Source organism: Janthinobacterium sp. 78 (assembly GCF_003096775.1).
Classification (GTDB): Bacteria; Pseudomonadota; Gammaproteobacteria; order Burkholderiales; family Burkholderiaceae_D; genus Janthinobacterium; species Janthinobacterium tructae.
In genome coordinates this window covers 3,632,365-3,653,385 of record NZ_QENT01000001.1, presented here as the reverse complement: position 1 = coordinate 3,653,385, position 21,021 = coordinate 3,632,365, and the positions used below count along the sequence as shown (strand labels likewise).

The window sequence follows — 21,021 nt, the reverse complement described above, 5'->3', positions numbered from 1 at the left end:
AGGCGTTGAAAAAAATAAATCTCAAATTATTTGCAGGTGGCTGTAACCAATCCGCATGCTGCGGCGAATTGACAGGCAAGCACGCTTCTTCATTCAACGCTTCTTAATTTAATATACCGGTGAAAGACCATGGACATCAAGCACCGCCTCGCAATACTTCTACTTCCCGTCCTGAGCATGAGCGTGGCAGCGGGCCAGCGCTGCGCCGTGCAAAGCGGGCCGCAGACGGCGGCGCTGGTGGAACTGTATAGCAGCGAAGGCTGCTCCAGCTGCCCGCCCGCCGACCAGCGCCTGAGCGCCTTGCGCAAGGAGGCGGGCGCGGCCAGCCTGATCGTGCCGCTGGCCCTGCACGTCACGTACTGGGACCAGATCGGCTGGACGGACCCGCTGGCGCAGGCGCAATTCGACGCCCGCCAGGCCGAGCTGCTGCGCCACCAGCCGCGCCATGTGGCTTACACGCCCCAGTTTTTCGTCGGCGGCATGGAATTGCGCAGCTGGGATACGCAGCTGCCGGCCGCCATCCGCCGCATCAACGCGACCGCCGCGCCAGTCAACATCAGCCTGTCCGCCACGCCGCTGCAGGGCGGAAAACTAGTGATTGAAGCCGATGCCAGCGCGCCGGACGGGCACACGGGCGGGCAGCTGTATGTGGCCATCAGCGAAAGTGGCATCGTCTCGACCGTGCTGCGCGGCGAAAACCGCGGTGCCACCCTGCATCACGATGCAGCCGTGCGCCTGTGGCTGGGGCCGCTTGCGTTGGCGCAAGGCCGCGCCCGGCTGCGCCGCGAAGTCAAGTTGCCCGCCAGTTGGCGCCCCGAGCAGCTGCAAGTGGTGGCCTTCGTGCAGCGGGCCGACAGCAGCGCCATCCTGCAAGCCGTCAGCACGGCATCCTGCGCGAAGGGAGTGTTGTGATGAACGGACCCACGAGCGTGATCCACCCCGCCTGGCTGCGCCTGACGCACTGGCTCAATGCCGTGGCCGTGGTGCTGCTGGTCACCAGCGGCTGGCGCATCTACAACGCGGCGCCATTTTTCCCCTTCGAGCTGCCGCGCGCGCTGACTCTGGGCGGCTGGCTCGGCGGCGCCCTGCAATGGCATTTTGCCGCCATGTGGTTGCTGGTGGCGAATGGCTTGCTGTATCTCATCATCAATATCGTCTCGGGACGGCTGCGGCGCCAGTTCTTTCCCCTCTCGCCGCGCCTGCTGCTGGCCGATTTCCTTGCCGCGCTGAAGGGCAAGCTGGCCCATGCGGACCCGCGCCGCTACAACATGGTGCAGCGCGCAGCCTATTTGTTCGTCATGTTTGATTGCATCGTGCTGGTGCTGTCCGGCCTGGTGCTGTGGAAGTCCGTGCAGTTCCCCATCTTGCGCGAGCTGATGGGTGGTTACGAGAGCGCGCGCCGCGTGCATTTCATCGCAATGGCGCTGCTGACGGGCTTTGTCGGCGTGCACTTGCTGATGGTGGCGCTGGTGCCGCGCACCCTGGTCGCCATGCTGCGCGGACGTTAAAGGAGACCATCATGAAAAAAACCATCATCGTGCCGGCGCAGGGCCAGGCCATGCTGGCCGACGCCCTGCGCCAGATCCAACAGCCGTCACGCCGCCAGTTCCTGCAGCGCAGTCTGACCCTGGGCGGCTTGTCGCTGCTGACGGGCTGCAACGCCAGCGACCCGTCCAGCATTGAAACGGCGCTCACGGCCGTCTCGCGCATGAATGACCGGGTGCAGGGCTGGCTGTTTGACCCGAATAAACTGGCGCCGACTTATCCCGATTCCATGATCACGCGGCCGTTTCCCTTCAACGCGTATTACGGCGAGGACGAGGTGGAAGAGGTCGATGGTGACGCCTGGCGCCTGGAATTGAGTGGCTTGATCGCCGACAAGAAGCCGTGGACCTTGCCGCAGTTGCGCGCCCTGCCACAGGAAACGCAGGTGACGCGCCACATTTGCGTGGAAGGCTGGAGCGCCATCGGCAAGTGGGGCGGCGTGCCGTTTTCCCACTTCCTCAAGCGCGTGGGCGCCGACACGACGGCCAAATATATTGGTTTCCAGTGCGCCGACGATTATTTCACGAGCATCGACATGGCCACGGCCCTGCATCCGCAAACCATCATGGCCTTGACGTATGACGGCGAGGAATTGCCGCCCAAGTACGGCTATCCGATGAAATTGCGCATGCCGACCAAACTGGGCTACAAGAATCCCAAGCACATCCAGGCCATATTCGTGACGAATACGTATCCGGGAGGGTATTGGGAGAATCAGGGCTACAACTGGTTCGGCGGTTCTTGAACACTTTTAGCAGCACCCGTAGCAAACCCAAGTAGCAGTATTTTGCAGTGCCGGGCACTTGCCCATTTAACCCAGAGACAAGGACTTATCATGAAAACCACGATCACCACCTTCACCGCCATCCTCGCTTCCGCCATCCTCATGTCGGGCGCCGCGTTTGCCCAGGACGCCATGAAGAAAGACGCGATGGCCAAGCCTGCCACGGCCGACGCCATGCACAAGGATGCGATGGACAAGGACGGCATGCACAAGCCGATGGCCAAGAAACACATGAAAAAGGATCACATGGCCAAGGATGGCATGGCAAAAGATGCCATGGCGAAAGACGGCATGAAGAAGGATGAAATGAAAAAGGACGAGATGAAGAAGGATGCGATGGGCAAGTAAGGCGGGAACAGATAGGTGCGTGGTGACTGCCGGTCACCACGCTGCCGGATTGATCACGCCGATGGCCATCAGTGCCGGCTTGCAAAATAGATATCCCTGCATCAAGTCGATGCCCATCTCCCTCAGGCAATCGCGTTCGGCGGCCGTTTCGATGCCCTCGGCCAGGACTTGAATGTTGAGTTCCTTGCAAATGGCGACGATGCCCCTGACGATCGCCTGCCTTGGGACGCTGGCCTCGATGCCGCGCACCAGTCCCATGTCGATCTTGATGATGTGCGGCTGATACTCCGCCAGCAGCGTCAGTCCCGCGTAGCCGGCGCCGAAATCGTCGATGGCCGTCTGGAAACCGAAGCGGCGATACTCATGAAAAATGTTGACGAGGTGGGGCCGGTCGCGCACTTCTTCGCCCTCGGTCACCTCGAAGATAATGCGGCGGATGGGGAAATTGTATTCGCGCGCCGCCGCTAAAGTGGTCTGGATGCACGCTTCGGGGCGGTACACGGCATTCGGCAGGAAATTGATGGACAGATATTCCTCGATGCCCAGCCGGGCCGCGCCCTCGATGGCGCGCACGCGGCAAGCCTGGTCGAACACATAGCGGTTCTCGTCATTGACCTGCGACAAGACCGAGTAAGCCGATTCGCCGTTGGGACCGCGCACCAGCGCTTCATGGCCAAAGATCGAGCGCGTGGACAGGTCGACGATCGGTTGATAGGCAAAGGTGAAATCGAAGCCCAGTGGCCCGGCATCCCGGCACTGGCTGCAGCCTGCCTTTTTCCCGGCCTGGCCCGGGGTCTCGCTGGAGGACGTCATGGTCGCGCTGGCCTCTGATAAAAGGTACAAGGTGTACAGGCATTTATACCACGGCATGGCGCCCGTGGCGCTATATTTATGGCGCGCCAAAACCGGGGGAAGGTTGTGCCAGTAGGAAATGAGACAGAAAACAATACAAATTTCCTCATGGTAATAATTGACTGGCTAATCACCGATAGCCGCTGTACTATTTTGATTAAGCAATTTACCAGTTCCGATGCGTCACGTTGTCAGCGTGACCCGCCCATCGGAACAGCTGACCGCCCGCCGCCCATCCCCCCGCGGTACGTCCCCGCCTACCGGCCCTTGCGCGCAGTCGTACTGGCTTGCTGCACTCCACGATATCGTTTCAGGTGTTTCACCGCTGCTGCCTGCCGCTTGTCGCGAAACGACCGTGCCTTCTCAAGTTGGCCATGATGGCCCGGGATCTGCACGGATATGCACGTCACTCCATTCATGCGCAAGCTGCGCAAAAAGAAACCCATGAAATTGCCTCCATCGACACTGGCGCTGCTCGTCACGCTGGCCTGCACTGCCGCGCAAGTCCATGCGGAAGGCGTGCCCCTGTTTGGCCAGTCGCTAGCCGGTTCTTCCGTGTTTGCGCGCACCTATGCGACCACCGGCGCCAACTCGACCGTCACGGGCGATATCGTCTCGGGCGATGTCGCCACCATGGGTGCCGCGTCGCTGCTCAGCGGCAATTTGCTTTCCCTGGGCGCGTCCACCATCGGCGCCAATGCCAGCGTGAGCGGCAATATGCTCAGTGGCGGCGCCGCCACCGTCGGCGCCAATGCCAGCGTGGCCGGCAAGGTGGCGGCGCTGGGCGCGGTCACCTTGTCCGCCAGCAGCACCACCCATGGTGCAGGCACGCTTTCCGCGCTGCCGGCGAACGTGCAGAGCGATGCGCAGCAGATCGGCGCCGCGCAGGCCGCCTTGAAGAACATGGGACATGGGACCACCCTGGGCACGACCATGACGCTCGATACCACGCTGTATCCGGGCGTGTTTTCGGCGGCCAATCTGTCGACCACGGCCGGCATCACGCTGACCCTGGACGGACAGAACCGCTCGAATCAATCCTGGGTGTTCAATATCGACGACTACCTGGTCACGGGCGCGGCGATGAAAATTGTCTTGATCAATGCCGATGCCAGCAATAGCGTCATCTGGAACAGTGGCGGCTACACGAGCCTGGGCGCCAGCGGGGAGTTCATCGGCACCATCCTGGCAAAGGATTACGTCAGCGTGGGCGCGGGCACCAGCGTGACGGGCGTGGGTAGCGCTTGCGGCGGGCTCTTTTCCGCCACATCGTATGTGTCGACGGGCGACGGCGCGCGCATCGGCGGCAAGGGCTGCAGCGGCATAGGCAGCAGTTTCGATATCGTGGACGGTACCGCTGTTCGCAGCATCGACATACCGGCAGTGCCAGAACCGTCCAGCTACGCCATGCTGGTGGCCGGCCTTGCCCTGCTTGGCCTGATGCGGCAGCGCAAGCTGGCGCGCCTCTGAAGGGGAACATGCGTTGGCACAGATGCCAATGAAATGTGTAGTAAGCTGGCAGCCTCCTGATTTCTTGCATGCACAGTCATGACCGAACCGTCCGCCGCCGCGCGGTCCCACGAAGCACATCCCTCCGATAAATCGATCCGCCGCCGCTCGCTGTTCGCCGCCTGCAGCGCGCATGCCGTGCATGACGGCTTGACGGACGTGATCTATGTGCTGCTGCCCATCTGGCAGGCGCAGTTTGCCATCAGTTACGCCATGGTGGGCCTGCTGCGCGGTTCCTACTCGGGCATGATGGCCGGTTTCCAGCTGCTGGCCAGCCGCATGGCCAGGCGCTGGGGACGCGAACGCATGCTGGTGGGCGGCACGGCCCTGGCCGGCGTGGCTTACCTGATCGCCGGGCAGGCGGGCGGCCTGGCCGTGCTGCTGGTGGCCCTGCTGCTGGGCGGCCTGGGCGCCAGTACCCAGCATCCGCTGGCCTCGTCCATCGTCACCGACACGCACGAGGCAGGCGGCGGCGTGAAGGAAGCACTGTCGCACTACAACTTTGCCGGCGATATCGGCAAGACCCTGATACCCGCTCTGGTGGGCTTGCTATTGCTGGTGTGCAGCTGGCAAGCCAGCGTCTCGCTGCTGGGCTTGCTGGGGCTGGCGGCGGCCGGCTTGCTGTGGTGGCTGCTGCCCAAGCCGGATGACATCCAGGCCAGCCAGAAGGCAGCGGCCAAACCCATCACTGGCAGCGGCTCCAAAGCAAGCTTTCGTGCCTTGCTGGCCACGGGCACGCTGGACAGCGCCGTGCGCATGGGTTTTCTCACCTTCTTGCCATTCTTGCTGAAAAGTAAGGGGGCGGGCACGGCCGGCATCGGCGTGGCCCTGTCTCTGCTGTTCGTGGGCGGCGCCTTCGGCAAGCTGCTGTGCGGCTACCTGGGCGCGCGCATCGGCATGATGAAGACCGTGTGGCTGACGGAATCGATGACGTCCGTGCTGATTGTCGCGGCCCTGTGGCTGCCGCTGGCCGGGATCATGGCCATGTTGCCTCTGCTGGGGCTGGCGCTGAACGGCACTTCGTCCGTGCTGTACGGCGCGGTGCCGGAACTGGCCGAGCCCGGCAAGCGCGAGCATGCTTTCGCTCTGTTCTACACGGGCAGTATCGGCGGCGGTGCGCTGGCGCCCGTGCTGTTCGGCGCGCTGGGCGACCATACCAGCGTGCCCATAGCCTTGCTGGCGCTGGCGGCCGTATTGCTGCTGACCTTGCCGTTGGCGTGGAAGGTGCAGCGGGGCCTGGCGCAGGGCGGCGCCGATGCGGCGTGACTTGCCGGCCAGTACCCCCATCGTCTACACTCGCCGCATGAAAAATTTTGAAAAGCGGCGCGACCGCTATGACTTGTTCCGGGCGTTTGACAATCCTCTCGTCAACATCAATTTCCAGCTCGACGTGCCGGACTTCCGGCCCTGGTGCAAGGAACGGAACCTGCCCGTGTTCCACTTCTTCCTGTTTTGCCTGCTCAATACGGTCAGGGATATCGACAACTTCATGTACCGCATCTACCAGGGCGAAGTGATCCGGATCGACGATTTCCCCGCGTCCTATACCGTCATCAATGGCGACGAGAACCTCAATTACACGCGTTTTACGATGACGGACCAGCTTGACCTGTTCATCGAACGCAGCCTGGAAGCCAAGCGCTTCGCTGAAGCCAGTTCCGCGCTGATCAATACGGGCGAAGGAGAGAGCGAGCGCGAGCAGCGCAACAATATCTTCATCACCTGCCTGCCATGGCTGGAACTGGCGGCCATCGAGCACCCGATTTACCGCCACCGCGATGCCGATATCCCGACCTTTACCTGGGGCAAGTTCGGCCCCGTGCAGCCGGATGGCCGCATGCGGGTACCGTTTTCCGCGCAGGCGCACCATGGCTTTGTCGATGGCTACCATGTGCAGAAACTGGCGCAGGCGCTGTCGCAGCGCATTGCCGCCATCATTGCCTAGTTAGACAGATAGTCGCTGGGCGCCTGTCCCAGCACGCGGCGGAAGGCGGCCGTGAAGGCGCTGGGGCTGGCATAACCGAGGTCCAGCGCGACCCGTGTGACGGCTTGCCCTTCGGCCAGGCGCGTGATGGCCGCCAGCAGGCACGCTTGCTGGCGCCATTGGGCAAAGCCCAGGCCCGTCTGGGTGCGGAACTGGCGCGTAAAGGTGCGCCGGCTCATGCCTGCCTGTGCCGCCATCGCATCGAGGCTGCGGTCCAGGCTGGGTTGCTGCAGCAATTCCATGCACAGCCGCGCCAGCCTGGCGTCCTGGGGCAGGGGCGCGCTCAGGGGCAGTGGCCTGGCAGCGGCAATCTCATCTAGCAGCAAGGCCATCAATCGCCCGGCGCGCGATTCGTCCGCATACAAGGCTTCCACGCTCACGGCCTCGGCCAGCAGCTGGCGCAGCAGGGGCGAGGCGTCCAGCACCTGGCAATCGGATGGCAAGCCCATCCTGGCGATGGCGGCCTCGTCAATGAAGACATTGTGCATGCTCACGGCGCCATGCATGCGCATGCCGTGGGATAGCCGGGCCGGGACCCAGCAAGCGCGTTGCGGCGGCACCAGCCAGTTGCCTTGCGGCGTGTGCACGCTGATGACGCCGCGCGCCGCATAGGCGAATTGCCCGCGCGCATGGCTGTGGCTGGGGAAAATGGCGCCGGGGGCATAGTCGCGCGCAGTGGCGATCAAGGGGCGCGGCACTTCCGTATAAAAATCATCCATGGCCCATACTCTACAGTATTTGACCTGCTATCGAAGGCGGGCCGTTTGCTGGCCGCTTACCATGCACTTTTTGTCGGGAGTGTATATGCACAATAGCTATCATCGCGTGGGCCATGGTCCCCACGCCGTCATCGTCCTGCACGGCTGGTTTGGCGACGCGCACGCATTTGCACCGATGGAAGTGGCCCTCGATGGCGGCGCTTTCAGCTATGTCTTCATGGACAATCGCGGCTATGGCGGCATGCGCGGCGCGGCGGGCGAGTATTCGATGGAAGAGGTCGCCCGCGATGCGCTGGCGCTGGCCGATGCGCTCGGTTTCGCCACCTTCAGCGTGGTCGGTCACTCGATGGGCGGCATGGCGCTGGAACGGCTGGCCTTGCTGGCCCCCTTGCGCCTGCGCAAACTGGTGGCCGTGGCGCCCGTGCCCAGTTGCGGCGTAAGCATGGATGCGGCGGCGCGCGCGCTGTTTCTCGACGCCAGCGGCAGCAAGCAAGCGCGACGCGCCATCATCGGTCGCAGCACGGGCGGGCGCTTGCCTGCAAGCTGGCTGGACTGGAAGGCGCAATACTCGTGGGAAAGTGCGGATCCGGCCGCGTTCGCACGCTACTTCCTCGCGTGGAGCGACACGGATTTCAGCGGGGAGGTGATGCGGGCGGCGCCGAAACTGCCGTTGCTGGCGCTGGTGGGCGAGCACGACCCCCGCTTCGACGTTGCCCTGATGCGCCGCACCTATCTGGCGTGGTACCCGCAAGCCAGGCTGGAAGTGCTGGCCAATGCGGGACACTATCCGATGAATGAAACGCCGCTGGCCCTGGCGGCCAGCATCGAGGCGTTTTTGACGGAAACGGACTAGTTACGCAGTCTTGGCGCGCAAGCGCAGCAGGCTCAGGCCCAGCAGCACGAAGGCGCCGCCCGAGATACGGTTGAACAGCTTGGCGCGGCCCGGCGTGGCCAGCTGTGTTTTCAGCAGGCGTGCCAGGTTGGCGTAGAACAAGTGGGCCAGCATGGCGCAGGCGACAAACGAAGTCGTCAGCACGGTGAACTGGATGGCCACCGGTTCGCCCGGCGTGATGAATTGCGGGAACAGCGCCGAAAAGAACAGGATGGCCTTGGGATTGGTCAGCGCCACCGTCAAGCCCTGGCGGAAGAGTTTCCAGAACGAATTTGGATTCGCCGCGCCAAGCGCCACGGGCGCATCGGCCACGATGCTGGTCTTGCTGCGCCATTGCTTGATGCCCAGGTACACCAGATACAGGGCGCCAGCCAGTTTCAGCAGCATGAAAGCCGTGGCCGAGGTGGCCAGCACGACGCCCATGCCGGCCATGGCCACGCCGGAAATGATGAACAAACCAAAACCATTGCCCATGCTGCTGATCATCGCGCGGCGCGGGCCGACGGCGATGGCATTCGAGATGGCCAGCAAGACGGCCGGGCCGGGAGAAAATGTGACGAGCAGGGCGACGCTGCAGAAAAGCAGCCAGTTCGAGAGATGCATGGGTGTTCCTGGGTGGGGCTGAAGCCGGATTGAGAGTCAAAACACGCTTATTGTACGAAGTTTTTGGCTCCCGCGTCAGCGGCCCCCGCCTGCATCAGGTTCAGCGTCATTCAGGCAAACAGCTTGGCGACCACGTGGTTGATGGCGGCGCCACCGGCGATCAGCCAGCAGAACAGCAGGCCGGCCAGCAGCAGGGGCTTGATGCCGGCGCGGCGGATGGCCGACATATGCGTCGTCAAGCCCAGGGCCGCCATGGCCATGGCCAGCAAGACCGTGTCGAGCTCGGTTATGGTGGCGACGGTGCCCGCTGGCAGCAAGCCCAGCGAATTGAAGGCCACCACGGCAATAAAAATGAAGGCGAACCAGGGAATGGCCAGCTTGGTGGCCTTGTCGTGGCCACCGGCCTTGGCCTTGCCGCGCGCCAGCACCGCCGACAGGATCACGAGAAACGGCGCCAGCATCATCACGCGCACCATCTTGGCGATCACGGCCGCATTCGCCGCTTCCTGCCCGATCGACTTGCCGGCCGCCACCACTTGCGCTACTTCATGCACGGTCGAACCGATGTACACGCCAAACGCCGCGGGCGTGGCGCCCAGCAGCTGCCAGCCTTGATTCAGCTGGTACAGCACGGGGTACAAAAAGATGGCGATGGTGCCGAACACGACGACGGTGGAGACCGCCACGGTGACATCCTCGCTGCGGCCCTTGACGACGGGTTCCGTTGCCATCACGGCCGCCGCGCCACAGATCGAGCTGCCCGCGCCGATCAGAATGGCGCAGTTGCGTTCCAGCTTGAACACTGTGGTGCCGAGGAACATGGCCAGGCCAAACGTGGACGCCAGTACCAGCGCATCGATGGCGATGCCGGCCAGGCCCACTTGCCCGATATCCTGGAAAGTCAGGCGGAAGCCGTAGAGGATGATGCCAAGACGCAATAAGGTCTGCTTGGAAAAGGCCACGCCTGCGCCGCAGGCGGGCGCCAGGCGGCCATACACGCTATTGCCCAGCACAATGCCCAGCATGATGGCCAGGGTCAGGGCGCTCATGCCGTGGCTTTGCATCCATTCCAGCTTGCCCAGCGCAATGGCGCCCCAGGCGATCACGCCGCTCAGCAGCAGGCCCGGCAGAAGGCGGCCGTAGCGGTCGCTGAAACTTGTTGTATTGCTTGTTGAGAGAGAAGACATGCCGTACTCCATGGTTCCTGGTTCGTATGGCATGACTGTACAGTTCATTGATTAAATGGTAAAACGGATTGTTTTTGTATGTTTAACCTATTAAATGGGTAGATTAGATGGCTTTGACCTTGCGGCAACTGCAGATTTTCCTCGCCGTGGCTGACACGGGTAGCACCAGCGCGGCCGGCGAGTTGATTGCGCTGTCGCAATCGGCCACCAGCGCATCTCTGAATGAATTGGAAACCTTGCTCGGTGCGCAACTGTTCGACCGGGTGGGCAAGCGATTACTGCTCAACGACAATGGCCGCCTGCTGTTGCCGCAGGCGCGGCAGATGCGCGACGGGGCCGCCAGCATCGAGCGCCAGTTCGCGGGCGCCGACCCGTCCGTGCCCGTCAGCCTGCAGATCGGCGCCAGCACGACGATAGGCATCTATTTGCTGCCGCAGATCCTGGCCCAGGCGGCGCAGCAGTACGGGCGCAGCATCCCGCAAGTGACGATTGCCAACACGGCCGACATCGCCGCCGCCGTGGCGGAGTTCCGTGTCGATATCGGCCTGATCGAAGGGCCGTGCCATGAAGCGGGCTTGCTGGTGGAGCCGTGGCTGACGGACCAGATGCTGATCGTGGCCGCGCCCACGCATCCGCTGGCGCAGCTGCACCATTTGCTCAGCTTTGCGGAGCTGAACCAGGCGGGCTGGCTGCTGCGCGAAGCGGGCTCGGGCACGCGCGAAGCGGTGGAGCAGGCACTGGTGCCGTATCTGCACTATCTGCGCGCCGCAGGCGAATTCAGCAACTCGGAAGCCATCAAATATGGCGCGGCGGCCGGGCTCGGCATCGCCTGCCTGTCAAGGGTGGTGGTGGCCGATCTGCTGGCCAGCGGGCAACTGGTGGAACTGGAGACCATGCTGCCGCCCCTGGAGCGTAATTTTTACCTGATACGCCAGTCCAAGAAGATCCTCTCGCCCCGCTTGACGGGTTTCCTGGAACTGTGCCGCCACGCTTCTCGCATGGCTTGATTATTTTCCATATGTGGGATAACTTCCCATATATGGAAAACTTGCTAAGCGCAGAGAACGATACGGAACAGCGGCTGGCCGCGCGATTAAAACAGTTGCGCGTGGAGCGGGGCTGGTCGCTGGACCAGCTGGCCAGTGCCAGCCAGGTCAGCCGCGCGACATTATCTCGCCTGGAAAATGGCGAAGTCAGCCCGACGACGGTCGTGCTGGGCAAGCTGTGCGCCGCGTATGGCCTGGCCATGTCGCGCCTGCTGCGCATGGTGGAAGACGATTTTCCACCGCTGCTGCGGCGGGCCGAGCAAAGCGTGTGGACGGACCCGGACACGGGTTTTCGGCGCCGCTGCGTCTCGCCCCCGTCGCGCGCCCTGGCCGGCGAAGCGCTCGAATGCGAACTGGGCGCGGGCGTGACGATCACCTACGCGGCCTCGCCCCGGCCCGGCATGGAACACCATCTGTTGTTGCAGGAAGGCCAGCTGAACGTGATGGTCGACGGCCGCTCGCACGATTTAATGCCTGGCGATTGCCTGCGCTACCAGTTGCAGGGCGCCAGCGCGTTTATCACGCCGCCAGACAGCGGCGCCCGCTATTTTCTCTTTCTTGTCTGAGGCCACCATGTCTGCTTCGCTACGCCATTTTTCGCCCACCGATATTCTCGAAAGCTTGCCGGAACTGGGCACGCTGCTGCAGGCGTGCGTGCACGACGGCGCCAGCATCGGTTTTATTCTGCCCTTCGACGTGGCGGCCAGCCAGGCGTTCTGGACGGATAATGTGCTGCCCCCCGTGACGCGCGGCGTGCGCTTGCTGCTGGTGGCCGAAGTCGATGGTCGGGTGGCCGGCGCCGTGCAGCTGGACTGGGACACCCATCCCAACCAGGCACACCGGGCCGAAGTGCGCAAGCTGCTGGTCGCGCCCGCTTACCGCCGGCAAGGCATCGCCCGCTTGCTGATGCTGGCGCTGGAAGAACAGGCGCGCCTCTTGCCGCGCAGCCTGCTGACCCTGGACACGCGCAGCGGCGACCATGCCGAACCGCTGTACTTGTCGCTCGCTTACGTGGTGGCCGGCAGCATCCCCGCCTATGCGCTGGCGCCGGCCGGCGACCGGCTGGACGCCACCACCATCATGTACAAGCAGCTATAGCCGGGAACTCAGGCGGGGAACTCAGGCTTTCAGGCGCGCTCTAACGGCAGGGGCGCGTGAGCGTGCCAGGGCGGGGGCCGCCTTATCATGCGTTGCGTATTGCGCCGCGACAAGGCTGATGGCCGGCGCCGCGTGCGGGGGCGCCACCTCATTGCCCAAGGTGAAGATGCCCACCGTGCCCGATAGTTGCTCTGCGCGCTGCTGCATGCTGGCCGCCGCCGTTGACGCCTGTTCCACCAGCGCGGCGTTTTGTTGCGTCACATGCTCCATCTGCACGATGGCGGCATTGACTTGCTCGATGCCGGACAATTGTTCGCCGCTGGCCATGCTGATCTCGCCCATGATGTCCGTCACGCGGTGCACGCTGGCCACGATTTCGCGCATGGTGGCGCCCGCCGTATCGACCAGGCGCGCGCCCGCGTCGACCCGCTCGACGGAGTCGCCGATCAGCTGCTTGATTTCCCGCGCCGCGCCGGCCGAACGCTGGGCCAGGGTGCGCACTTCGGCGGCCACGACGGCAAAGCCGCGTCCCTGTTCGCCTGCGCGCGCCGCTTCCACGGCTGCATTCAGGGCCAGAATATTCGTCTGGAAGGCGATGGCGTCAATGACGCCGATGATATCGACGATCTTTTTCGACGAAGCATTGATCGAGCTCATGGTATCGACCACTTCTGCCACCACCTTGCCCCCTTTGCCGGCCACGTCGGCGGCCGATTGCGCCAGCTGGTTGGCTTGCCGTGCATTGTCCGCATTTTGCTTGACGGTGCCAGTCAGCTCTTCCATCGAGGCGGCCGTCTGCTCCAGCGAACTGGCTTGCGCCTGCGTGCGCTGCGACAAATCCAGGTTGCCAGCGGCAATCTCGCCCGAGGCACCCGCGATGTCCTGCGTGCCACCGCGCACGTCGCCCACAATCGTGATCAAGCTGGCATTCATGTCTTTCAGCGCCTGCAGCAACTGGCCCACCTCATCGCCGGATTCGACGCGGATATTGCCGCTCAGATCGCCGCCAGCCACCTTGCGCGCCACCTTGACGGCATGCCGCAGGGGCCGCACGATGCCGCTGCTGATGAACCAGGCCGTGACCAGGCTCAGCACGCCGCCGATCAGGCCCAGCGCGATGATCAGCACGCTGGTATCGTGCGCACGGGCCATGGCCGTCTCGGCCGCCGCGCGCATCTGCGCCGATTGCCTGGCGATCTGCTGGTCGATGTCGCGCAGGGCGGGCTGTTCCTGCGTGCGGTTGCGCGTGGCCTGCAATTGCTCGATGCGCGCATAGCGCTGGTTCACGCTGCTGTCGATTTCCCCGCTTACCGTGGCCAGCTGCCACGTGCTGATGCCGACGACCACGGCCAGCAACAGCGATGCCAGCAAGAAGCCCGTTGTCAGGCGTACACCGATGCGTATGTTTGAAATATTCATGTCCCCTCAGCTGTTGTCTCATGGTGGCCGCACCCCATGCGGGCGGCACGGAGCGGCGCTGTTTCCCCTGATGTTGCTGGGGTGAAATGAGTGTAGCAGTGCAATACTAAGTAATCTATAAATATTTCCATATTGGAATTGGTCACTGCTTGTTTAGCAACAGCGGGCAACTATTGTCGAAATGATTGCCAGATAAAATCACCTGCCTTATTACAGACTCGTCCTACCTCGAACCCCGGCATCGTCCGACTGGCATATACCGGTGTCGCGCCTACACTGGTCTTTGCACAGACCCGGCGGCGGGTCCTATCTTCTTACAGGAGGCTGAGATGGCGAATATCCAGGCAGGATCGGACGGTGCGGCAAACGAGGAAATGACGGTAAAGCGCCTGAACGTGGTCGACTGGATCTCCATGATCCTGCTGATCGTGGGCGGCTTGAACTGGGCGCTGGTGGGCTTGTTCGATATCGACATCGTGGCCCGCATCCTCGGCGCCATGACGACGGCGTCGCGCGGCGTGTATGTGCTGGTGGGGCTGGCGGCGCTGTATTCCATTTACCTGTGCGTGCGCAAGCTGCCAGCCAAGTCCTAGGGGAAGCCTCTGGCGCGTCAGCGCCAGACTTGTCCATCGCTGGCAATTGTCAGGGTTTTGATGGGGCGGTGCCTGCTTGCATGTACAGGCACGTGGGGGCGGGCAGGCATGTGCGTGGTCGCCTTGCCGGACGGCGCAAGCATCGGTGCATGCGTCGGTAGTGCATGCTTTGCTGCCTGTGTAAATTGCAGGTGCTTACTGCGTGCGCAGGTAGGCCAGCAGATCGGCCACTTGCTGCGCATTGCCGATGCCCCAGAAGCGCATGTTGTTTCCAGGAATGAAATCGCTGGGTGCCTTGAGGAAGCCGGCCAGGTTTTGCTCGGTCCAGACGATGTTCGCGCTTTTCATGGCTGCCGAGTATTTATAGTCGGTGGTGGCACCGGCTTTGCGGCCAATCACGCCCGTCAGCTTGGGGCCGAAGCCACCGCGCGCCGATGGCCCTACCTGGTGGCAGGAGGCGCACTTGCGAAACGCGGTCTTGCCCGCTTCGGCGTTGCCGGTGAGGGCGGCGGGAACGGCTGCCTTTGCGGCGGCGACTGGCACCAGCAGCAAGGCTGCAGCGACGAGAGGGGAGGACCAGCGAAAAAGAAATGGGTATGTCATCGGTGAGGCGGAAAGGCACGATATGGCAAGCAATGACGCATTTTACAGGCGGGCATCCAAACCTGCCCGTCTGTTGTGCAGCCATGCCAAGAAACCGTGCCGGATGCCTGACACCGCTAGCGCTTGCCTCCCTGGGCACCCAAGGCCGCCATCGCCGACGCGAACACGATGCAGCCGATGGCAAGCCACTGGGTCAGGCTCAGCAGTTCTCCCAGCACGGCCATGGCGGCCAGCGCGCTGACGGCGGGTGCCGCGCTGCTGAACATGCCGAACACGCCTTGTGGCAAACGGCGCAAGGCAAAGATTTCCAGCGAGTACGGCAGGGCGCTGGACAGCATGGCGATTGCCAGGCCCATCAGCGCAATCGATGGCGCCAGCAGGGCCGTGCCCGAGTACGCGACGCCGATGGGCACCGTCACCATGGCCGCCACCGTCATGCCCCAAGCCACGGCTTGCCCACCCTGCAAGGTCGAGGCGCGCTTGCCGAAGATGATATACAGCGCCCAGCACAGTGCCGCCCCCAGCGCATAGGCTACGCCGACCGGGTCCAGGCTGCCCGGGCTGCCTTGCAGGGGCAGCAGCAGATATAAACCGAAAACGGCGCAAGCGACGGCCAGCAAATCGCGCGGCCGGCGCGATGACAGCATGGCCACGGCCAGCGGCCCCGTCACCTCGATGGCGACGGCAATGCCGATCGGTATCAGCGCAAATGCGCGGTAAATCAGCAAGTTCATCAATCCCAGCACGGAACCGTAGACCAGCAAGTTCAGCACATCCTTGCGCGTCAGGCGGAAACGCCAGGGGCGGAAGATGGCCAGCAGGATCAGCGCCGAAAAACCCACGCGGTACGCCGTAATCCCTTCCACGCCAATGACAGGAAACAGATTTTTCGCAATCGCCGCCCCCAGATTGACGGAAATCTGCCCTCCCAATACGGCCAGGGAAGGGAGCAAAATGCTATCAGGGAGAGGGGAGGTCGAGGCAGGGGAGGTCATGGGGCGGTATTTTAATGGGTTGTAAGCAGGTCATGTCAAACATATGGCCAAATCAAGTCATTGCATATTTTTAACGACTATGTATGAGTCACACACGAACTGCGCATCTCAATAATTGTTCTTTTGGCATTGTATGCTTGCATAGTATTCGAATAGCAAGTAAGATTTATTTTTGGAAATTTTTTTCATGCGTGTACTGCAAGCTAGATAAATCTAACCTTTCGATATTTTAAATAACAATATGGCATCTTATGGCATCTATTGAATATAGTCTTTTTCGTGCTAAATTTATTAAGCCACGACAAAAATCGCTTTTGGATGAAAATTTGACTCCTGGGGAGCTATTTCTTCAAGCACTAGAAGAGCGTCCTTCTGCAGAACTTCGTAAAGGTTATACATGGCATATTGGGAATGTATCTTATTTTTCAAAGAATACTGGCTACTTTGCGGTTGGTAGAACTACAAACTCAACAGTTGAAAAGTTTGATGAAATTTCTGGTAATTTTATCGAGGAAGAGTTGGAGAAAAGTCCTTATACTCATTGTGTTTTTGATGCAAACATCGGGTTTGTTGGCATAGCTAAAAAAACGAGTCTTACTCAAACATCAAAAGGCGTTGCTGCGAGAATTGAAGAACTCTTAGGTACAGCAAATTCCATCAAGAGAAATGGTATAAATGTAGAGATAGTTCCAATTCCAGATCCAGAAGGGTTTTTGAAATTATTAATTAGTGCGTACAGGGTATTTCGTTTTTCTGCTACATTTAGAGGGCCTAATCCATTTGATGCTGATAAGTATTTTCAAAAGCCACTGGCAGTTTATTTATCTGCAGCAGGAGGTGAGAAGGGAAAGGCTGAAATTCAAGGGGATGACTTAAATCGGGAGGTTTTGGAAAGTGTGACAAGAAGTACTGCAGCTACTGGGAATGAGGCATCCGCTAGGATTGTAAGAATAAAAGCACAGAAACCTATTACCATTAATCTAAAAGGGGACCCAGTAAAAAGGCGATATGATGAAGAGAAGCATCATCCAGAGGCGGTTCTTGCAGACTTAACTGAACTTTATCACAAGGTGCGACATGATAGTTGAAATTGAGATAAATTCCATTTCGGATTTATTGGAAAAATTAAATGAACTGCCAAATGGATTTATATATCGAGGTCATGCAAATGCATCTTGGTCGTTGGAATCTTCATTGGAACGTATAGTCGGAGAAAAGTGGTCTTCTGAGGAGGCTAGGAAATTTGAAGAATATTCCATATCTCAGTTTCAGTCTAAGTTTCACCTATATGATAAGGAAAATTTGCAGCCTGAGTCGAAATTGGCATGGCTTTCTATCATGCAACACTATGGCGTCCCGACAAGACTTTTGGATTTTACTGAAAGCCCATATGTTGCCCTGTATTTTGCGTTGGAATTTTATAATCCGAGTATGAAGGATGATTTTTCAATTTTTGCAATAGATTATGGTGAGATAATGGATAAATCTATTTCTTCCATTGGATCTAGGGATAGTGGGTTTAAGGAAAGCCAAGATTCTATTTACGAAAAGAGGGATGTGGTTTTTGATAATGTGGTTGATAGATTTTCTTATGATATTGCTTGGATTGCGGAGCCGAGGCGATTAAATGTGCGATTGGATAGGCAGGCAGGATCGTTTTTGTTATCTGGGAATAGGGCTATGAAAATAGAGGATGTGTTGAATTCTGATCTCTATGGAAATGCTCAAATGTATAAATATGTAATTAAGGGAGGGTTGTATCAAAATGCATATGCCCTATTGCGGAAAATGAATATAACAAGCAAAAGTCTGTATGGTGATCTTGATGGTTTGGCCAGACACATTAAAATGCAAATGCAAGTATACTCAGTTTGATTTTCATGAAATGTATAAGTGCTAGCACAAGTAGTTGTCTATCTGCTTGCCGATGCGGCATGATGGCATAATACGAGCAAAAAATAGTCCAATAATCCATCCTGTTGCCTGCTTAGGCCAGTTGCGGCGCAAGCGAGTAAGAGCTCGAAGCCGCTGAAAAATTGGCGATGCAGCTATTTCTCGGCGTTTACGTACCGTCCAGTGGTGATGTGCAGCAGATCGAAATGGCAGCCGTGCGTATCAAACTGGTCGAGATGGCCAAAAGATGCGCAAACCTTCCTGAATGCGGTGCCTGGCAAGGCCTTGTCCACGAGGGAAACAGGTGGCCGCTTCACCGTCCTTGCCAGGCAGCCGCAAACCTGCACGGCTGTTGTGAAGCGAATTGATCCAGCCGACTTGAAGCGCGAGTTTGAACGGCGGCTTCCTCCCGCGAGCACCGGCTACAGCGTGAAGCAGGGTCCCGAGGGCCGGCAGGGAGGTGTGGCAACCTCGTCTTACGCCATCTTGCTCGAAGGCCGTTTATGGTATAGCTGGGTGCTGCGCATAGCCTCGGGCCAGTCTGGCCAGTCGGGCGCGAGGGGAACGCTTTCCGTGCGTGCCGCCGTGCCTTGATGTATTAATACGGAGCAGTGTTGATGAGTGTATTCAGTATCGGCGACACCAATTTTGAAGTGGATGTCGCGAAATCCCGGATCAGTCTGGCGGCACGCGCCGATGGCATGCGGGAAATCAATATCAGGATCGAAGCTGACGATGAGGTGTTCATGCGGCTGACGGAAGACGACGATGCGCCCTGGTCGTGGGCGTTGTATCCGCCGTCCTTCCTTTTGCAGGGCTTGCTCGTGGCGGGAACGGATGCGGCGCCCGTGCAGATGCTTGCCGTTGACGCCGGCAATACGGATTGTGAATCCGCGCTCTACATGATGGAATACCGCGACGTGGCGGATCTGTGCCTGGAGGAATTGTCGGCGCAGCGCCTGGCCGTGACAGGCAAGGTGGATTTCGATGGCAAAAGCCTGCCTTTTGCCATCGATATGCGGCGCGTGGCCTAGTCCCGGTCTTTAGTTCCGTTGTTGGGGCAGCCATTGCTGGCCGCCCCATGGTCATTACTCCAGCCCCAACGCCTTCGCCACATCCCCCCACGCCACATACTTGAAGTTCTGCGGGCCGTCGGGCAGGCGCTTGTAGCCGTCCTGGATCACCAGCATGCCTTGCGCATACGCGCCGCCCAGGTTGGCGGAGGTGACGTCGAGGCCATCCGTTTCCGAGGTGCCGTCTATGCCGGCGGGCAAATTGAATCCCACCTTGAAGCGGCCGCGTACTTTATACGGCGCTTGCGCGTCGAGCACCACGTAGCTGCTGTCGCCCTGGCTGGAGACGACCAGATAGCCAGAGTCAGCCTTGCCGTTCGGCTTGCGGTAGATGGCCATGCCTTCCACGTCGGCCGTCAGGTTCGCGCCGACGGGCAAGACCATGGTGAGGGCATCGGGCTTGGCGGCGTTGGCCGAGGTGGTCCAGATGCCGCGCGTTTCCTCGCCCAGGAAGAGGCGGGCGTTGGCGTCGTCGGCCACGCAGCCTTCCGGCTGGGTGGCGACCTTGAAGCTGCGCAACAGAGTCGCACTGAACTTGTTCCCGCTCATGCCGATGCTGTATTGCTGGAAAGTGCCGTCCTTGTCGTTGATGAACGCTTGCACGCCGCCGCTGGCCGGCTGATACAGGCACATGCCGTAGATGCTTTTCAGGCCGGTAGGGAAACGGCCCGCTTCCGCCACGTCGCCGCTGGCATTGATGGTGAACAGCATCATGCTGTTGTCGTCGCGCTGGGTGGCTACGGCCAGGTCGACCGTGCTGCCGCCAAAACTGATACCTTGGCGCACGTCGACGTTGTTCAGGCGTCCCACTTCCAGCAGCTGCGTCTGCTTGCCTTGCAGGTCGTAGACGAGCAGTCCCTGCTTCTTGTTGGTGCCGAGGATGCGCGCGTTGGCAGGATCGCTGGCCAGCCAGATGGCCGGATCGTCGGCCGCGTCGCCCTGGCGCGCCATCGGCGCCGTCTGCGCTTGCGGGGCGATGATGGCCACCGCAGGCTGCGTTTCCGCTTTGCCGTTCCATTTCAAGGGCCGCGCTTGCCACCCGTTCTTGCCACGCAGCATCAACGAATTCCCGTCGAGCGCCAGCTGGCTGTCGCCTTTGCGCACGTTCAATGCCACCGCTTGGGCTGGCTGCGCCGTCCATTTACTCCCCTGATGGGTGTACAGGTGCAGCTTTTCGGCCTTGCCGTCGAGCACGGCCACGCCACCGGGCAGCACGGCCAGCGCACCGGCGCCGCCGTCCAGCTGGCCATATGGCTTGCGCAGCGCCACCACTTCGCGCTTGCCCATGCCCTCCGAATCGGCGTCATACGCCCACACGCCCATGTTGGACTCGCTCACCAGCAGGCGCTGCGCGCCATCGTCGACGCGGCAATGTTTCGCATGGGGCGGCAAAGCCAGTTTGCGCACCAGGCTGCGCTGTTCGCCCTGCATCACCCACTGTTCTGCTTGCCCATCCTTGCCGATCAGGAACAGATGATCGAGTTGCTGCGCGTCGCGGTACAAACACGATGCTTCCACGGAAAACGTCGGCACGGGAAACGGCGCCAGTTTCACCAGCTTGCCGGCTTGCACATCGACCATCACGGGCAGCGGGCGCTGCGTGTCCGCTTCCAGGAACACGGCCAGCACGCGATTGCCGGCGGTGCGCGTGTCGAGCTGCTTGGCGCGCACGGCGATGCGGTCCTGTTCCTGGCCGGCCGCATTGAACAGATGCAAGCCGTGCTTGTCCAAGGTCAGCCAGCCGCCGCCGGGCAGGCGGGCCAGTTCTTCGGCCTCCTGCGTGAAGGAAGGCAAAGTGTTGGCGAGGGCGGCGAAGACGGCACCTGTGGCGCAGAAGGCGGCCAGCAAGGCGCCGCAGAGTACGGTTTTTTTCATGTT

At 60.7% G+C, this 21,021-nt stretch carries 23 protein-coding genes; 15 read left to right on the top strand and 8 right to left on the bottom strand.

Annotation, left to right across the window (positions count from 1 at the left end; genetic code table 11):
* Positions 1 to 129 precede the first annotated feature (129 nt).
* The 4 genes from C8C92_RS16095 (at position 130) to C8C92_RS16080 (ending at position 2,677) form a co-directional block, all read left to right on the top strand.
* Positions 130 to 912 carry a DUF1223 domain-containing protein gene (locus tag C8C92_RS16095; RefSeq protein WP_116744566.1) on the top strand — a complete coding sequence of 261 codons (783 nt, stop codon included), beginning with the start codon at positions 130 to 132 and terminating at the stop codon, positions 910 to 912.
* Positions 912 to 1,508 carry a cytochrome b/b6 domain-containing protein gene (locus C8C92_RS16090; RefSeq protein WP_116744565.1) on the top strand — a complete coding sequence of 199 codons (597 nt, stop codon included), beginning with the start codon at positions 912 to 914 and terminating at the stop codon, positions 1,506 to 1,508. The genes C8C92_RS16095 and C8C92_RS16090 overlap by 1 nt, the downstream gene beginning before the upstream one ends.
* An 11-nt stretch (positions 1,509 to 1,519) precedes the next feature.
* A complete protein-coding gene (locus tag C8C92_RS16085) occupies positions 1,520 to 2,290 on the top strand; it encodes a molybdopterin-dependent oxidoreductase (RefSeq protein ID WP_116744564.1) in 771 nt (256 codons plus the stop codon).
* A 90-nt stretch (positions 2,291 to 2,380) separates the two neighbouring features.
* On the top strand, positions 2,381 to 2,677 hold the full coding sequence (locus C8C92_RS16080; protein ID WP_180287925.1) for a pentapeptide MXKDX repeat protein: 297 nt from the start codon (positions 2,381 to 2,383) through the stop codon (positions 2,675 to 2,677).
* Between the two features lie 33 nt (positions 2,678 to 2,710).
* Here C8C92_RS16080 and C8C92_RS16075 read toward each other — a convergent pair whose 3' ends face one another.
* A complete protein-coding gene (locus tag C8C92_RS16075) occupies positions 2,711 to 3,490 on the bottom strand; it encodes an EAL domain-containing protein (protein WP_116745985.1) in 780 nt (259 codons plus the stop codon).
* A 483-nt stretch (positions 3,491 to 3,973) separates the two neighbouring features.
* Here C8C92_RS16075 and C8C92_RS16070 point away from each other — a divergent pair, with 483 nt between their 5' ends.
* The 3 genes from C8C92_RS16070 to C8C92_RS16060 all read left to right on the top strand — a co-directional run bounded on the left by C8C92_RS16070 (position 3,974) and on the right by C8C92_RS16060 (position 6,983).
* Positions 3,974 to 4,999, top strand: a complete 1,026-nt coding sequence (locus C8C92_RS16070; RefSeq protein WP_165829460.1) for an ice-binding family protein — start codon at positions 3,974 to 3,976, stop codon at positions 4,997 to 4,999.
* Positions 5,000 to 5,077: 78 nt separating this feature from the next.
* Entirely contained in the window at positions 5,078 to 6,304 is a 1,227-nt protein-coding gene (locus C8C92_RS16065) for an MFS transporter (RefSeq protein WP_116744563.1), read from the top strand.
* Positions 6,305 to 6,341: 37 nt separating this feature from the next.
* Positions 6,342 to 6,983 (top strand): CatA-like O-acetyltransferase, encoded by a 642-nt coding sequence (locus C8C92_RS16060; protein ID WP_116745983.1) that lies wholly within the window; start codon positions 6,342 to 6,344, stop codon positions 6,981 to 6,983.
* Here C8C92_RS16060 and C8C92_RS16055 read toward each other — a convergent pair.
* Positions 6,980 to 7,741 (bottom strand): helix-turn-helix transcriptional regulator, encoded by a 762-nt coding sequence (locus tag C8C92_RS16055; RefSeq protein ID WP_116744562.1) that lies wholly within the window; start codon positions 7,739 to 7,741, stop codon positions 6,980 to 6,982. The two genes, C8C92_RS16060 and C8C92_RS16055, sit on opposite strands and share 4 nt — an antisense overlap.
* An 85-nt stretch (positions 7,742 to 7,826) precedes the next feature.
* Between C8C92_RS16055 and C8C92_RS16050 the strand changes: the two genes are divergently transcribed.
* A complete protein-coding gene (locus C8C92_RS16050; protein WP_116744561.1) occupies positions 7,827 to 8,594 on the top strand; it encodes an alpha/beta hydrolase in 768 nt (255 codons plus the stop codon).
* On the opposite strand, the gene C8C92_RS16045 is transcribed toward C8C92_RS16050, so the two are convergent.
* Together C8C92_RS16045 and C8C92_RS16040 are read right to left on the bottom strand one after the other, a co-directional pair.
* Positions 8,595 to 9,236: a LysE family transporter gene (locus C8C92_RS16045; protein ID WP_096235620.1), complete on the bottom strand. Its 642-nt coding sequence runs from the start codon at positions 9,234 to 9,236 to the stop codon at positions 8,595 to 8,597. It lies immediately after the preceding gene.
* A 110-nt stretch (positions 9,237 to 9,346) separates the two neighbouring features.
* Complete coding sequence (locus C8C92_RS16040) at positions 9,347 to 10,423, bottom strand: YeiH family protein (protein WP_243420240.1); 1,077 nt, start codon at positions 10,421 to 10,423, stop codon at positions 9,347 to 9,349.
* Positions 10,424 to 10,530: 107 nt separating this feature from the next.
* Here C8C92_RS16040 and C8C92_RS16035 point away from each other — a divergent pair, with 107 nt between their 5' ends.
* From C8C92_RS16035 to C8C92_RS16025, 3 genes are read left to right on the top strand one after another with little or no spacing between them, the layout of a single operon-like run.
* Positions 10,531 to 11,430, top strand: a complete 900-nt coding sequence (locus C8C92_RS16035) for a LysR family transcriptional regulator (RefSeq protein WP_116744559.1) — start codon at positions 10,531 to 10,533, stop codon at positions 11,428 to 11,430.
* Between the two features lie 32 nt (positions 11,431 to 11,462).
* The gene (locus C8C92_RS16030) at positions 11,463 to 12,035 is read left to right on the top strand and encodes a helix-turn-helix transcriptional regulator (RefSeq protein ID WP_116744558.1); all 573 of its coding nucleotides are present in this window, start codon (positions 11,463 to 11,465) and stop codon (positions 12,033 to 12,035) included.
* Positions 12,036 to 12,042: 7 nt separating this feature from the next.
* The gene (locus tag C8C92_RS16025; protein WP_116744557.1) at positions 12,043 to 12,567 is read left to right on the top strand and encodes a GNAT family N-acetyltransferase; all 525 of its coding nucleotides are present in this window, start codon (positions 12,043 to 12,045) and stop codon (positions 12,565 to 12,567) included.
* 21 nt (positions 12,568 to 12,588) lie between these two features.
* On the opposite strand, the gene C8C92_RS16020 is transcribed toward C8C92_RS16025, so the two are convergent.
* Positions 12,589 to 13,986: a methyl-accepting chemotaxis protein gene (locus C8C92_RS16020; protein WP_116744556.1), complete on the bottom strand. Its 1,398-nt coding sequence runs from the start codon at positions 13,984 to 13,986 to the stop codon at positions 12,589 to 12,591.
* Between the two features lie 329 nt (positions 13,987 to 14,315).
* On the opposite strand from C8C92_RS16020, the gene C8C92_RS16015 reads away from it, so the two are divergent.
* Entirely contained in the window at positions 14,316 to 14,579 is a 264-nt protein-coding gene (locus C8C92_RS16015) for a DUF378 domain-containing protein (RefSeq protein WP_207781012.1), read from the top strand.
* Positions 14,580 to 14,774: 195 nt separating this feature from the next.
* Here the strand turns inward: C8C92_RS16015 and C8C92_RS16010 are convergent, their stop codons facing one another.
* Together C8C92_RS16010 and C8C92_RS16005 are read right to left on the bottom strand one after the other, a co-directional pair.
* A complete protein-coding gene (locus C8C92_RS16010) occupies positions 14,775 to 15,182 on the bottom strand; it encodes a cytochrome c family protein (protein WP_116744555.1) in 408 nt (135 codons plus the stop codon).
* Between the two features lie 116 nt (positions 15,183 to 15,298).
* Positions 15,299 to 16,177, bottom strand: a complete 879-nt coding sequence (locus C8C92_RS16005) for an EamA family transporter (RefSeq protein ID WP_165829459.1) — start codon at positions 16,175 to 16,177, stop codon at positions 15,299 to 15,301.
* Between the two features lie 251 nt (positions 16,178 to 16,428).
* Here C8C92_RS16005 and C8C92_RS27260 point away from each other — a divergent pair, with 251 nt between their 5' ends.
* The 3 genes from C8C92_RS27260 to C8C92_RS15990 all read left to right on the top strand — a co-directional run bounded on the left by C8C92_RS27260 (position 16,429) and on the right by C8C92_RS15990 (position 19,104).
* Positions 16,429 to 17,265, top strand: a complete 837-nt coding sequence (locus C8C92_RS27260) for a hypothetical protein (RefSeq protein ID WP_133250771.1) — start codon at positions 16,429 to 16,431, stop codon at positions 17,263 to 17,265.
* Entirely contained in the window at positions 17,255 to 18,052 is a 798-nt protein-coding gene (locus C8C92_RS16000) for an FRG domain-containing protein (protein WP_116744554.1), read from the top strand. The genes C8C92_RS27260 and C8C92_RS16000 overlap by 11 nt, the downstream gene beginning before the upstream one ends.
* A 632-nt stretch (positions 18,053 to 18,684) precedes the next feature.
* Positions 18,685 to 19,104 carry a hypothetical protein gene (locus C8C92_RS15990; protein ID WP_133250770.1) on the top strand — a complete coding sequence of 140 codons (420 nt, stop codon included), beginning with the start codon at positions 18,685 to 18,687 and terminating at the stop codon, positions 19,102 to 19,104.
* A gap of 54 nt (positions 19,105 to 19,158) precedes the next feature.
* Here the strand turns inward: C8C92_RS15990 and C8C92_RS15985 are convergent, their stop codons facing one another.
* Positions 19,159 to 21,018, bottom strand: a complete 1,860-nt coding sequence (locus C8C92_RS15985; RefSeq protein ID WP_116744551.1) for a phytase — start codon at positions 21,016 to 21,018, stop codon at positions 19,159 to 19,161.
* Positions 21,019 to 21,021 lie beyond the last annotated feature (3 nt).